Origin of the sequence: Fibrobacter sp. UWB1, assembly GCF_002210325.1 — a bacterium.
Taxonomy (GTDB): Bacteria; Fibrobacterota; Fibrobacteria; order Fibrobacterales; family Fibrobacteraceae; genus Fibrobacter.
Window position 1 is genome coordinate 101,259 of the sequence record NZ_MWQL01000010.1, and the last position, 12,483, is coordinate 113,741.

Sequence of the window (12,483 nt, forward strand, 5' to 3'; positions counted from 1 at the left end):
TTATATCTTACGAATGTGCATAACGGTGCCTTCTTTAGTTATAATCAAGGTCAGGAATTGCGTAATTTTCTAAATTTGGGCACATTATGAGTTACAATACCAAGATTCTTTGCATTGGCGCGGGCTATGTCGGTGGCCCCACTATGACTGTTATCGCCGACAAGTGCCCCGATGTGAAAGTGACTGTGGTCGATATCAACCAGGCCCGTATTGATGCCTGGAATAGCGACAATCTCCCGATTTTTGAACCCGGCCTTGATGACGTGGTGAAGCGTGCCCGTGGCCGTAACCTCTTCTTTAGCACCGATATCCCCTCTGCTATCAAGGAAGCGGACATTATCTTTGTCTCTGTGAATACCCCGACCAAGACGTTTGGCCATGGTGCCGGCAAGGCTTCTGACTTGCAGTACTGGGAAAAGACGGCTCGCAACATCCTGGAAATTGCCGATGAAGGCAAGATTATCGTGGAAAAGTCCACGCTCCCGGTGCGTACCGCTGCCGCCATGGAACGAATCTTGAACTCTAACGACAAGGGCCTGCACTTTGAAGTGCTCAGCAACCCGGAATTCCTGGCCGAAGGTACCGCCATTAACGACCTTTTTGAACCGGACCGCGTGCTGATCGGTAGCCACCAGACGGAATCGGGCCTTGCCGCCTGCCAGAAGCTGGTAGACGTTTATGCCCACTGGGTGCCGCGCGATCGAATCCTCACGACGAATCTTTGGAGTTCCGAACTCACGAAATTGACCGCTAATGCCTTCTTGGCACAGCGTATCAGCTCTATTAACTCGATTAGCGCCCTTTGCGAAAAGACCGGCGCCGACGTGGACGAAGTTGCCTACGTGATGGGTAAGGACCGCCGTATCGGTCCCAAGTTCCTCAAGGCCTCTATCGGCTTTGGCGGTTCTTGCTTCAAGAAAGATATTTTGAACCTCGTGTACCTGTGCGGCTACTATGGACTGCCCGAAGTGGCTGCCTACTGGGAATCGGTGGTGAAAATCAATGAATGGCAGACCCACCGTGTGGTGGACCGCATGCTCGAGACCATGTTCAACACGATTGCAAGCAAGAAAATTGCCGTGTTCGGTTTCGCCTTCAAGGCAAATACCGGCGACACTCGCGAAAGCCCTGCAAACCTTGTTGTGCGCGACTTGCTCGCCGAACATGCACTGCCGGTCGTTACCGATCCGAAGGCTATCCCTGATGCCAAGCGCGATTTGAAGGACGTGCTTGACCAGGTTCAGTTCGAGGAGGATCCGTACAAGGCCGCCGAAGGCGCTCACGCTGTGGTAGTCTGCACGGAATGGAAGTGCTTTGCAGAACTTGACTGGAACCGCATTTACAAGGGCATGGCCAAGCCTGCCTTCGTATTCGACGGCCGCAATATCTTGGATGCCGAAGCGCTCCGTAAGATCGGTTTCGAAGTGTCTAGCATTGGTAAGGGGAAAGCGGAGTAAAGAAAATGGGACTCGATTCAAAAACTGGGCAACCAGTGCCTCTTTCGAAGGCGCAGGTGCCTATTTTGAAAATCTTTAAGGAAATAAAGCCGGCTCTCGAGGCAAATTCTATACCATATTATCTGTTGGGCGGAACCTTGCTTGGCGCTGTCCGTCATAAGGGCTTTATTCCTTGGGATGACGATATCGATATCGGTATCGTCCGAGAAGATTACGAACGTTTTTTGAGGCTTGTTCCGAAGATTCTTCCGAAACATCTGGAATTGCGCTCTTATCGCGACAAGTCCGACCACCATTATTATTTCTCGAGAATTGTGGATACCCGCTACGAGATGAACCGTAACGGGAGCTTGGTCTCGAGAAAGGAAAACCTCTGGGTCGACATTTTCCCGCTGGACGGCATGCCGAACAATTGGTTTGTGCGCAAGATCCACATGCTGAAACTCCTGTGGTTGCGCCTGCGTTACCATGTCGCCTGCTTTGACAAGGTCAACCTGAACCGCCCGAATAGGCCTCTGTCCGAACGAATCGTGATCGCACTTGTCAAGGATTTGGGCGTTAGCGGCCATAAGAACTACAAGAAGTGGTTAATCAAGCTGGATTTGGTGCTTCGCCGTTACAAGGTGCAGGATTCGAACTGGATCGTGAACTTTATGGGGCAGTACAAGTTCAAGGAAATGTTCCCGAAGTCCTACTACGGCAAGGGCAAGCTTTATCAGTTCGAAGACATGCAACTGATGGGCCCCGAAGATGCCGACAAGGTTCTTACGCAAATGTACGGTGACTACATGAAGGAACCGGAAGACTGCGACAAGAACGTGCATGACGCTCAACTTGTTGAACAACAGGCGTATTGATGGACGAGTCCCTGCGCGCATTGCAACTGAAGGAACTTGACTTGCTGAAATATTTCCAGCAAGTTTGCAAAGATAATCATATTGAATACTATGCCTTGGGCGGGACATTGCTTGGTGCGGTTCGCCATAAGGGCTTTATTCCTTGGGATGACGATATCGATGTCGGTATTCCGCGCCCGGATTACGAACGCCTTTGCAAGATTTTGGAAGGCCTGCCGGAATCGAGCAATATCAAGTTCCGCTCGTACAAGAATTCCGAAGACTGCATCCGTTATTTTGGACATATTGAAGATACGACCTTCAAGGTTGTACGTCATGACAAACTGAAGGCGGAAGAAACTTTCGCCTGGATAGACTTGTTCCCGCTGGACGCCATGCCGAACAACGGTTTGTTGCGTAAGCTGAAAGTTTATCAGGTCCTGCTGTTGCGAGCCATGTATCGTTTTTCTTGCTTTGACCGCCTAGTCGATGTGAACAAGAAAGGGCGCCCGCTGCACGAACGAATTTTAGTGTGGATTGGTCTGCATACGCCGATCCAGAAATTATTTGATACCAAGAAATGCCTTGCCCGCTTGGAACGCGCACTGACGGCGACTCCGTACGAAAAGTCGGATTATCTGGTGAATGCCATGGGCGCCTACAAGTTCCGCGAGATGTTCCATAAGAAGTATTACGGCAAGGGCAAAATGTATCCGTTCGAGGATACCGAAATTTGTGGCCCCGAAGATTATGACTTTGTCTGTACGCAACTTTATGGCGACTACATGACGCCGCCGAAGGTTGATGACCGCAATCATCACGCTCTGCAGACGGTAAGCGATGACGCCTAAAGTCAGTATTGTCATTCCGGTCTATAATTCCGCAAAATATTTGCGTGAATGTATCGATAGCGTGCTTGCTCAGTTTTTTTCGGATTGGGAAGTTGTCGCCGTCGATGACGGAAGCTCGGATGATTCTCCTGCAATTCTCGATGAATACGCCGCGAAAGATTCTCGCATCAAGGTGATTCACAAAGCGAACGGCGGCGTGTCGGCGGCTCGCAACGACGGCCTTGCCGCGGCTTGCGGCGAATACGTGCTGTTCGTAGATTCAGACGATTTGCTCCTTGCGAACGCGCTTGAGGTTTTAATCCAAAAGATCTCTAGCGAAAATGCGGACGTTGTTTTTGGAGACCATTTTTCATTTCAGGGAAACGACGGCCCGGAAAAAGATCGTCGATACATCTTTTTCAATGAACCATTTGCCACGTCTGACCGGGAGACGATTATTAAAATTCAGCAGACGGTGCTGTATAGAGGATTTTCTCCGTACTATTCGGAACGCAGCGGGTATCTCTTGGCAACCCCGTGGGCAAAGTTGTTTCGTCGTCAGTTGCTTGTGGAAAATGGAATTCGATTCCCGTTGTCTATAAGTTTGTTTGAAGATGGTATTTTTGTGCTGCGTGCATTGCAGTTTTCGAACAGGGTTTGCTATGTGCAGAAGCCAATCTGCCGTTACCGCGTGCTGTCAACGTCGCTATGCCATGCACATGAAATGTCTCCAATAGATGTGTATAGGGCTATTTCGAAAGAAGTTCTGCTCTTTATCAAAACGAATGGGGCTGATCAGCTAATCAATGCGTATCAGTCACGATTCCTTTATTATGCGAAGAAACAGGCCGGACAGCTTTTTTCGAGTTCCTTGCCGTTCTGGACTAAATACAGGAGCCTTAAAATTTTGCTGAATGACCCGTTCTATAAGCCTTTCGTTGCGAAGGTGCCTTCGATGCGCCTCGTTGGAACGGAGAAGTTCTTTGGGACTTTAGCTTATCGAAGACTATATCTTTTGCTTGCTGTTATTCTTTGGCGTCGTCGAGGCTAGGCTTTTCTTCGGCCTCTAATTCTTCAATTTTTTCTTTCTGGATTTCTCCGAGCTGGCAACCTGCAAACAAGAAAAGGAATTGGGAGCAGTTCCCGATTGTTCCGGACAAGGTGACAAATACCGTGCCGGCGGCAACCAATGCGAAGCCGCCTGAAATAAGGGGAGCCTTTCGATGCTTGAATAGGATGATGAACATCCAAAGCAAAAGAAGGTAATAGGAGAACAGCCCGAAGAAACCGCGGTCTATAAGCAGGGAGAACACAACGGATTCGAGCCCACCCAAGTCGTCTCCGTGATTGTCTTGCGCGCGGGTATCTTCTGCAAAAATGACATGAGATGTATACTTGTTGCCGTTTCCTAGAATGGGCGAGTTGCTAATGGAAACCATTGTGAACAGGAGCTGTCTTTCTCTAAAATCAAGTGAAGAACCCTTGCCCGCATGACTGGTTTGGAAATTGTCCACCATAAAGGAAAATAATGCGGAAAAGGAGAAGATGACGATACCTGCAATGATGAGTTTAAGGAATGGCCCCACCCTGTCGAAAATCATGAGTGCTACGCCCAACAAGGCGCATACAAGCGCCGTTCTTGATCCGCAGAGCACAAGGTTTATGGAGAGAAGAATCAGTACGGACAGAATTTTCTTGCGTTCTTGTGTGTCATTCTTTAAATAGGGTAGATAAAAAAGGAATAGTGACATCAAAAGCATTCCAAATGCCGTGGGATGCTTTGTGGTGAAGAATGTACGCAAACGCCAGCTTTCGATAAGGCTGACTTTAGAGTTCAAGTCGAAGGATCCGTTGTAGTGCGGAAAGGCGGCGCAAACCATCCTGTAAGGGATATTGTCATTGAGCATTACTTCTATAATGCCGCAGGCGCAAATGATGTAAACGAAGGGGATCAACTTGAACGCAAGATTGTTTATCCCGACATGGCGAGCGTACAGATAGGCCGCATAGATGTATCCCAAGCAGTCTATGGCGTCGCGAATGCCGTAGTACATGTCCTTGGATGCAATTCCCGAATTGTAGAGGGCCGTAAAAAAGTAACTGATGATATTGAGTAAAATGGGAATTGTCAGAATGTTGAAAAAAAGGCTCTTGTTGAAATTGTCGCGATCCTTGAAGAACTCCACTATGAAAAAAACGTACAGTATAATGTGCTGCGGCGATATGGAGGGGTTTGTCGTGAATAGGGCTACGTTCGGGAAAATAATCGTCCCTATGACGAGCGTTAGAAATCGCTTTTCTGAATCGGAGTAGATTATCGTAAAGAGTAATCCAAAAAAGAATAGCAGGATTGCGGCGCTCATTTTCCAAATATACTAATAATTTTCCCCGCTTAGTTCAAAGCGGATTGTGACGGGGGAATGATCGGAGGGGTAGCGGAACTTTTCTCCGTCGTAATAGGTTTCGTTCAGTATTCCGAAACGCTTGACTTTTGTACCTGGGGCGACGAATATGTGGTCAAGTTGCCAAATGCCGAAACGAGTGGGATCGAAATGGTTGTAACTGCCGTTGGGAGTGCTTGCGAATTCGGCGATTTTTTGGGCGTCGACCATGACAGGGGTTTCCAGATTTTTGTATGACTTGGAACTGGATGTGAAATTCATGTCGCCGGCAAAGATGAATGGTGCGCTACCGGCCATGGAGTAGATTTTCCGGTTCATCAGCTTTGCACTTTCGGCCTGGGCGTCCTTGCCGTGGTGGTCAAAGTGGACGTTGAAAATGTACAGGGAATCTTGTTTGAATTTGAGTTTCGCCCAGGTGCAGTACCGAGCGTGTTTGGAATCCCAACTTTTGCTTTTTTTTTCGGGTGTTTTAGAAAGGTAGAACCGTCCATAGTCGGCAACGGTAAACAAACCCTTTTTTATTATAATAGGGTTGTACTCCATGGTATCGGAAAGAATGATGTCGTATTCGGGGAGAAGTTCCATCAATTGTTTTAGGCGGTATGGACTTCCTTCCTGAAGGCCCACAATGTCAAAGTCATGGAACTTGATGACGTTTGCGATAGGTTCCTTCCTTTTTTCCCACGCGTCGCCTTTTTCGATATCCTTGGGATCTTCCCAACGAATGTTCCAGGAGGCGTAGCGAAGTTCCACTCCGTAAGAAACGAACGGGATGCAAAAAAGTAGAACGAAAAAAATGGCAATATGCTTGATCATTTGCGAATAATCAGACCGCAAGCTTTGTCAATGACTCGATAAACCGGTTTCAGGCGTTTATACATGAATACAATCGCCCTGTAGAATGCCGTTCTTTGAACTTTTACGGAAATCAGGTCGGCGTTCACGTCCTGCACGGAGCAGAATGCAATTTTTGGGTTTGCCAAGATGGCGTCCAATTTCTTGTGATTCATTTCGAGGATGCTTCTCTGCACGCCTTTGTCAGCCAAGTCAAAGCAGGTGAGGCCAAAACTTGCGTAGTAGTGCATGATTTTTGCACTATAAAGGTACTTGAGAAACGATGATCTTCGTGTTGCCTGGCAATTCCAGGTGCCGTCCATTTCTTTCACGATGCCGCCTAGACGGACGTTTACTTCGTTGAGTGCCGTCTGGTCGTAAACGACAGCGTATTTTTCCAGGGTCTCTTTCCAGAGATGGTGCCATTCGTCAAAGAACTTTTGGGCTTTGGGAGATTTTTTGACCCAGATGACGCCACTGTTGAAATGCATGTCCTGGTATCCGGCGCTCCAGTGCAGAGGCTTGGAACGTTTCTCGTAGAAATTCTGGTAGCTGCCTTCGGAAATTTTCTGGTGACGGTCAAGAACCATTCCGATAACCATGTCTTCACTAAAGTCAGGCTTCAGCTCTTCGCATACAAGGGTGTCACCGTCGATAAAGAGAAAATCCTCGTCGACGTAGTGGTACATCGTTGTCTTTAAAAAGCGGGAACGGTCGCGGTTATTGTAGCTTTCCGGAACCTGGATTTCGCGAATCTGTACGTCAAGTTTTTCGTGGTAGGTTCTTTTCCCTGTAAAGGTTGCCGCAGTTCCCTGGTCGACGATGATTGTCACCTTGGCGCCTTTGTTGTGCGCAAGCAGGCTAGACGCGCTTATCATGGTCTGTTCATAATAAGTGTCTTTTTCATTGCTGACGAGAACGTAGACGAACGTCATGGGAAACCTCTTTCGAAAGGGCTACTTGACGAGCCTGAGAAGTCTCTTGAAAAATTTGATCTTGTGTCTTATTATTCGCAAATTGCCGATAAATATGGAAAAATCAGACCAACTTTTGCTTTGCTTGAAATGTAGAAAAGATCTGCGTACGTGCCTGTATTGCTGGTCTGTAAAGTCGGGATAGATGCCGAAACTGTTGGCGAAATCTTCTTGTTCCAGCAAAGATAAGATGTCCCTGCGAGTCATGTTCTTTTTAAATGTCTTGGCCGTCCAACTGTCGTTGATTATAGATTTGCGATGGTCCGCAGCCACCAACGACGAACATCGAACCTTACCTTTACAAAAACAAAGGAGCGAAATTAAAACGTCTCCGTTGGTGTAATCCATTGCAAAGTATTTTTTCTCTAAATCGGCGTCCATTTTTTGAACGATATTTCTATACATGCGGGTACAGGTTTGACCAAACATGATTCCCTCTTCAAGATCATGAATGGAATAATCCCTGTCTTCCATATTGGTGTATGTGTCGAACCATTTTCGCCATATGGGATTATCCTGAGTCATGGCGTTCCCATTGTCATCAACGATTCGCACATTGTGGCCAATGGCAAAATAGTCATCATGACTTTCGAGAAAATCGGCCTGCATTTGCAACTTGTGCGGGTTAGTCCAGTAGTCATCGCCTTCACAAGTGGCAACATATTTGCCTTTCAAAGGAGCGTTGGATGCTCGGGTAAGGGAACCATCTCGCTTGCTGTATTGATTTTCCGTTTGGTAAACGGGCTTTACGATAAGCGGATATTTCTTTTCATATTCCCGAAGAATGTCTGCTGTCTTATCTGTAGAAGCGTCATCATGAACAATCACTTCAAACGGAAAATCGGTTTCCTGCATTAGGAACCCATCTAAAGTTTGTGCAATGTATTTCTCTTGATTGAAGGCCAAACATTTTATGGATACCAGTGGATGTTCGGTATCCATACTTTTCCATTTTACGGTAATTTCTTCTTGAGTTTTATTCAGCATGGCTTTAAGAAGATGTCTATTTGATCAGTGTGTTTATTTTTTCAAGTCTGTTTAGCGCGGAATTCAATGTTTCGTCTTTCTTTGCAAAGTGCAGACGGATGAGATGATGAACGTTTTCTTTGAAAAAACAGGATGCCGGCACGGCTCCGACACCGATTTTTTGAGCAAGATCCACGCAGAACTCAACATCGCTTTTGTAACCGAATTTACTTATGTCTGCTAGCACGAAATAAGCGCCTTGAGGGTCGGTGAATGCTATTCCCAAATCTTTGAGGCCTTGCGTGAAAAGATTTTTCATGTGGGTGTAATGTTGCTGAAGCCCGATATAGTAATCGTCGCCAAAGTTCAAGCCGACAACGGTGGCTTCCATAAGTGGCGCTGCCGCACCGACGGTCAAGAAGTCGTGGACTTTCTTGACTCTGTCAATGATGCGTTCACTTGAAATGACGTAGCCGAGACGCCAGCCCGTAATGGAGAAGGTCTTTGAGAGGGAAGAGCAGACAAGAGTCCTTTCTTCCATGCCCTTCAGGGTAGACATGTGCTTATGCTTGTGCGGGGCGTAGATGATGTGTTCGTAGACTTCGTCGGTAATGACGTAGATGTCATATTTGATGGCAATGTCGGCGATAACTTGGAGTTCCTGTTCCGTGAAAACCTTGCCGCTCGGGTTCGATGGGTTGCAAATGAGGATTGCCTTTACGCCTTCGGTGCTGATGGCTTTTTCAAGTGCATCCACGTCGAACTTGAAGTCGGGCGGGATCAGGGGTACATAGATGGGCTCTGTACCGCAGAGAATGGTATCTGCGATGTAGTTCTCAAAGAAGGGGGAGAACAGCACGACCTTGTCGCCTGGGTTTGTCACGGCCATCATGGCTGCCACCATGGCCTCTGTACTGCCGCAGGTGACTACGACGTTTTTCATGGGGTCGATATACTGTCCGGTAAAATGGCTCTGCTTTTTTGCTAGGGCTTCCCTGAAGTTCGGAGCACCCCAAGTGACTGCGTATTGGTGGGGGCCTTCGTCGGCGACCGTTTTCAAACGGTCGGTAATTTCTTTAGGCGGATCAAAGTCTGGAAACCCCTGGGAAAGGTTTATTGCCCCGCAGTCCAAGGAAATGCGGGTCATTTGGCGAATCATCGAATCGCTGAATCGTGATGTTCTAACACTTAAATCTTTCATAAACCTGATGTTGTTTATAGTTCTAATCCGAATTTCTCTTTATATAGTTGCTTGTAGGGGATATCTGGAAAGAATTCTATGGAATGCCAGTTTCCGCGTTTTTCCACAGGCGGGAATTCCATGTAGTTGCCGTAGTAGATGGTCATCAGTTCATGATAACCTGTGGGTACGCGAATGGAAATGGATTCGAAGGGAATGTCCTTGTAGGAATCGAAAATACTTTTAGGGAATATGTTCTTGGAGGGCGCGAATATCGTGGTGACGATGGTTGACCAGTAGCCGGTTTCCGTATCGTTGTCGGCCGTAGCTTCCTTGTTGATTTCGTTCCACACGTCAATCGGTTTCATGTTCGGGTCAAGGAATTCCTTAATCTTTTTCAAGTCGTTTTCACTTTTTTCGGGAAAGTCCTTGCGCATGTAAGCGGAATTCTTGAGAATCAATTTTTCGATTTTCTGCATGCGGGGTGCGATATCTTCCATGGTGGCGTTGTCCAGTGGGAAGATGTCGATGTAGATGCCCTGATTAAACTTTGCATGGGTGAATGGCTTTACCACCACGGATGTGTTGGAGTTGCGCAAACGCATGAAAGAGTAGCCGTATTCAGGATCCGTGACTGTCGATTGCAAAAAATAGGGACTTTTGAATTCGCTTGCCAACTGGTGCAGCTTTTCGTAGTCTTCACGAGGAACGCAAATGTCGAGGTCGTCATCCCAGGGGATGAACCCTTTGTGGCGAACACCGCCCAGCGTTGTTCCGCCATCGGTGAAATAGCGCAGGTTGAACTTGTTCAGAACCCGGGTCACTTCGCGATACAAGTCCATTTCGATGGCCCAGACTTTTTTCATCTCGGCAGATACCAGATATTCGTCTCGGATTTCTTCGTTCCAGAAGTTTTCCGGGAGCCAACCTTCTTGCTTGATTCTTTCAATTTCAGTCATTTGAAGTTCCGGTTGTGAATGCTTTTAAAAAGTCGTTAGAATTTGTCAGCAACAAAAAGCCCGCCGGCCATCGGTTCGCTTGCGGTTCCGTCGTCGTGCATTGCGGTCGTGATGTAGAGTTTGTCGCCGGCGATACATACGGAGGTGACGTTGAGGGCAGGGATTGCGAGTTCCCCGACTTTTTGTCCTTCCTGGTTGTACTTCTCGATGCGTGAACCACCCCAAATGGCAACGTAGAGGTTGCCTTGGTCGTCGATATCCATGCCGTCGGGGACGCCTGCTCCTTCTATGGATACGATGTATTTGTCGAAGGTGGCGTTTCCGTTTTCGTCATAGAGGTAACGGCCCACTTTGCGCGTCGGGGTGTCAATGAAGAACATGTAGTTCTTGTAAAATCCGATGCCGTTGGAAATGCTGGTGCCGCTTACCAGAACCTTGGCGGTGTGCCCGTCATGGCTGTAGAGCGCGTTCTGCTTTTCCTTGAAACACTTGTAGCCGGTCGTTCCCAAGAGGAGTCTGCCTTTCGGATCCCATTTTCCGTCGTTGTAGCGAATTTGCGGATCGCTAATCAGATGGTAGAGGAATGTTTCTTTGCCTGTAGAAATATTCAGGCGAAATACGCCCTCGTAAGCGGCGTAGATAATATGGTCGTTACCACCGAAAACGGCGAAACCAACTTGTCCGCGGGTCTTGAATGTCTTTACAGTTTGCTCGTCCGGATTAATGAGAAATAGGCGTTCCTGCTCAATAGAAACGCACAGAATCAGGTTTAAGTCCTTGCTGAAGGAGGGACCTTCGAGCAGTGTTGATTGCGCGTAAAATACAAGCTTTGGAAAGTTGTCGGCTGCCATGATTAATCTTCGAACATGTCGATGCGCACTTTGTGCTTGCCGCCCATGAAGTCGGTTGCAAGATAGATGTCTGTAATTTGCTTGCAGAGGTCAAAATTGATAATGCGTGCGCCCATGCAGAGAACGTTTGCATCGTTGTGGAGCCTGGTGAATTCGGCTGATTTAGTGTCTCCGCAAACAGCTGCGCGGATGCCCTTCTGCTTGTTTGCCATCATGCTCATGCCGATTCCGGTACCGCAGATGAGAATGCCTGTATCGACTCGTCCGCTTGTGACTTCTTCGCAAACTTTCTTGGCGTAGATGGGGTAATCGACGGCGTCTGTGGTATCAGTGCCAACGTTTACAATTTCATAGCCTTTGGATTCTAAATATTGGATAAGGGGCTGCTTGTATTCCACTCCAGCGTGGTCTGCGCCAATTGCAATTTTCTTGATCATATGAATCCTTTGGTTAGGAATTGAACAGCTCTTCGTCACTAAACTTCATCAAAGCCTTACAAAGAGGAATGTCTTCTTTGCGGGTAATCTTGATGTTGTTCGTAAAGCCTTTGGAAAAATAAATGCGTTCACCATAATAGGTGCAAACAAGGTCTGCATAAATAAAATCGTGTTTGTCTTCGGCTTCGGCTTTTTCGTACATGGATCGGATTAACTTGTAGTTGTAAGCTTGCGGGGTCTGTACACGCATAATGGAACTACGATCCAATTCTTTGAGTCCGCTTTTGCCACCGTCTTCGGTAAACAGCACCGTTTCGTAGCAGGGAATAGCGAGAGATGCGTTTCCTTTTTCGTGTGAGACTTTTAACATCTCGTTGATGGCTTGCTGGGGCAGAATGGGGCGGGCTGCATCGTGAATAATTACCTGGTCTCCATCTTCCAGTTTGTCCTTCAAAAAGAAAATGCCATTGCGGGAAGAATCGTGACCGGTCGCGCCACCTTCAACAATCCATTTTACCTTGGGAATTTTGAATTCATCTAAAATTTCTTTAAGGTGTTCAATCCAGTCCTTTATGCAAACGACGAGAATTTCATCGATGTTCTCGTTCCGCTGGAAATTTTCCAACGTGTAAACAATGACTGGCTTGTCCATCAAAGAGAGAAATTGCTTGGGCATGGCTCCCCCCATCCGGGTTCCGGAACCACCTGCCAGAATAATTGCTACATGCTTCATTGAAAATCCTGTTCTCGCTATTGA

The 12,483-nt window shown here is 47.3% G+C and carries 13 protein-coding genes; 4 read left to right on the top strand and 9 right to left on the bottom strand.

The features are described 5' to 3' along the window. Positions 1 to 86 precede the first annotated feature (86 nt). Genes B7988_RS09320 through B7988_RS09335 form a run of 4 tightly spaced genes read left to right on the top strand, consistent with a single transcriptional unit; the run spans position 87 to position 4,174 of the window. On the top strand, positions 87 to 1,457 hold the full coding sequence (locus B7988_RS09320; protein ID WP_073319485.1) for a nucleotide sugar dehydrogenase: 1,371 nt from the start codon (positions 87 to 89) through the stop codon (positions 1,455 to 1,457). 5 nt (positions 1,458 to 1,462) lie between these two features. Then, the gene (locus B7988_RS09325) at positions 1,463 to 2,314 is read left to right on the top strand and encodes a LicD family protein (RefSeq protein ID WP_088657683.1); all 852 of its coding nucleotides are present in this window, start codon (positions 1,463 to 1,465) and stop codon (positions 2,312 to 2,314) included. Next, the gene (locus B7988_RS09330; RefSeq protein WP_073319491.1) at positions 2,314 to 3,144 is read left to right on the top strand and encodes a LicD family protein; all 831 of its coding nucleotides are present in this window, start codon (positions 2,314 to 2,316) and stop codon (positions 3,142 to 3,144) included. Before B7988_RS09325 ends, B7988_RS09330 begins: the two co-directional genes overlap by 1 nt. Continuing rightward, positions 3,134 to 4,174 carry a glycosyltransferase family 2 protein gene (locus B7988_RS09335; protein ID WP_088657684.1) on the top strand — a complete coding sequence of 347 codons (1,041 nt, stop codon included), beginning with the start codon at positions 3,134 to 3,136 and terminating at the stop codon, positions 4,172 to 4,174. Before B7988_RS09330 ends, B7988_RS09335 begins: the two co-directional genes overlap by 11 nt. On the opposite strand, the gene B7988_RS09340 is transcribed toward B7988_RS09335, so the two are convergent. The 9 genes from B7988_RS09340 to B7988_RS09380 form a co-directional block, all read right to left on the bottom strand. Beyond that, positions 4,149 to 5,177, bottom strand: a complete 1,029-nt coding sequence (locus tag B7988_RS09340) for an O-antigen ligase family protein (protein ID WP_170930604.1) — start codon at positions 5,175 to 5,177, stop codon at positions 4,149 to 4,151. The genes B7988_RS09335 and B7988_RS09340 overlap by 26 nt on opposite strands. A 321-nt stretch (positions 5,178 to 5,498) precedes the next feature. Next, a complete protein-coding gene (locus tag B7988_RS09345) occupies positions 5,499 to 6,341 on the bottom strand; it encodes an endonuclease/exonuclease/phosphatase family protein (protein ID WP_088657686.1) in 843 nt (280 codons plus the stop codon). After that, positions 6,338 to 7,294 (bottom strand): putative nucleotide-diphospho-sugar transferase, encoded by a 957-nt coding sequence (locus B7988_RS09350; protein ID WP_088657687.1) that lies wholly within the window; start codon positions 7,292 to 7,294, stop codon positions 6,338 to 6,340. The genes B7988_RS09345 and B7988_RS09350 overlap by 4 nt, the downstream gene beginning before the upstream one ends. A gap of 21 nt (positions 7,295 to 7,315) precedes the next feature. Then, on the bottom strand, positions 7,316 to 8,320 hold the full coding sequence (locus B7988_RS09355) for a glycosyltransferase family 2 protein (protein ID WP_088657688.1): 1,005 nt from the start codon (positions 8,318 to 8,320) through the stop codon (positions 7,316 to 7,318). Between the two features lie 16 nt (positions 8,321 to 8,336). Further along, positions 8,337 to 9,500, bottom strand: a complete 1,164-nt coding sequence (locus B7988_RS09360; RefSeq protein ID WP_073319510.1) for an aminotransferase class I/II-fold pyridoxal phosphate-dependent enzyme — start codon at positions 9,498 to 9,500, stop codon at positions 8,337 to 8,339. Positions 9,501 to 9,514: 14 nt separating this feature from the next. After that, the gene (locus tag B7988_RS09365) at positions 9,515 to 10,438 is read right to left on the bottom strand and encodes a LicD family protein (protein ID WP_073319512.1); all 924 of its coding nucleotides are present in this window, start codon (positions 10,436 to 10,438) and stop codon (positions 9,515 to 9,517) included. A 35-nt stretch (positions 10,439 to 10,473) separates the two neighbouring features. Continuing rightward, a complete protein-coding gene (locus B7988_RS09370; protein WP_073319514.1) occupies positions 10,474 to 11,289 on the bottom strand; it encodes an SMP-30/gluconolactonase/LRE family protein in 816 nt (271 codons plus the stop codon). A gap of 2 nt (positions 11,290 to 11,291) precedes the next feature. After that, on the bottom strand, positions 11,292 to 11,726 hold the full coding sequence (gene rpiB, locus B7988_RS09375; RefSeq protein ID WP_073319517.1) for a ribose 5-phosphate isomerase B: 435 nt from the start codon (positions 11,724 to 11,726) through the stop codon (positions 11,292 to 11,294). A gap of 13 nt (positions 11,727 to 11,739) precedes the next feature. Beyond that, positions 11,740 to 12,459, bottom strand: a complete 720-nt coding sequence (locus tag B7988_RS09380; RefSeq protein ID WP_073319520.1) for an IspD/TarI family cytidylyltransferase — start codon at positions 12,457 to 12,459, stop codon at positions 11,740 to 11,742. Positions 12,460 to 12,483 lie beyond the last annotated feature (24 nt).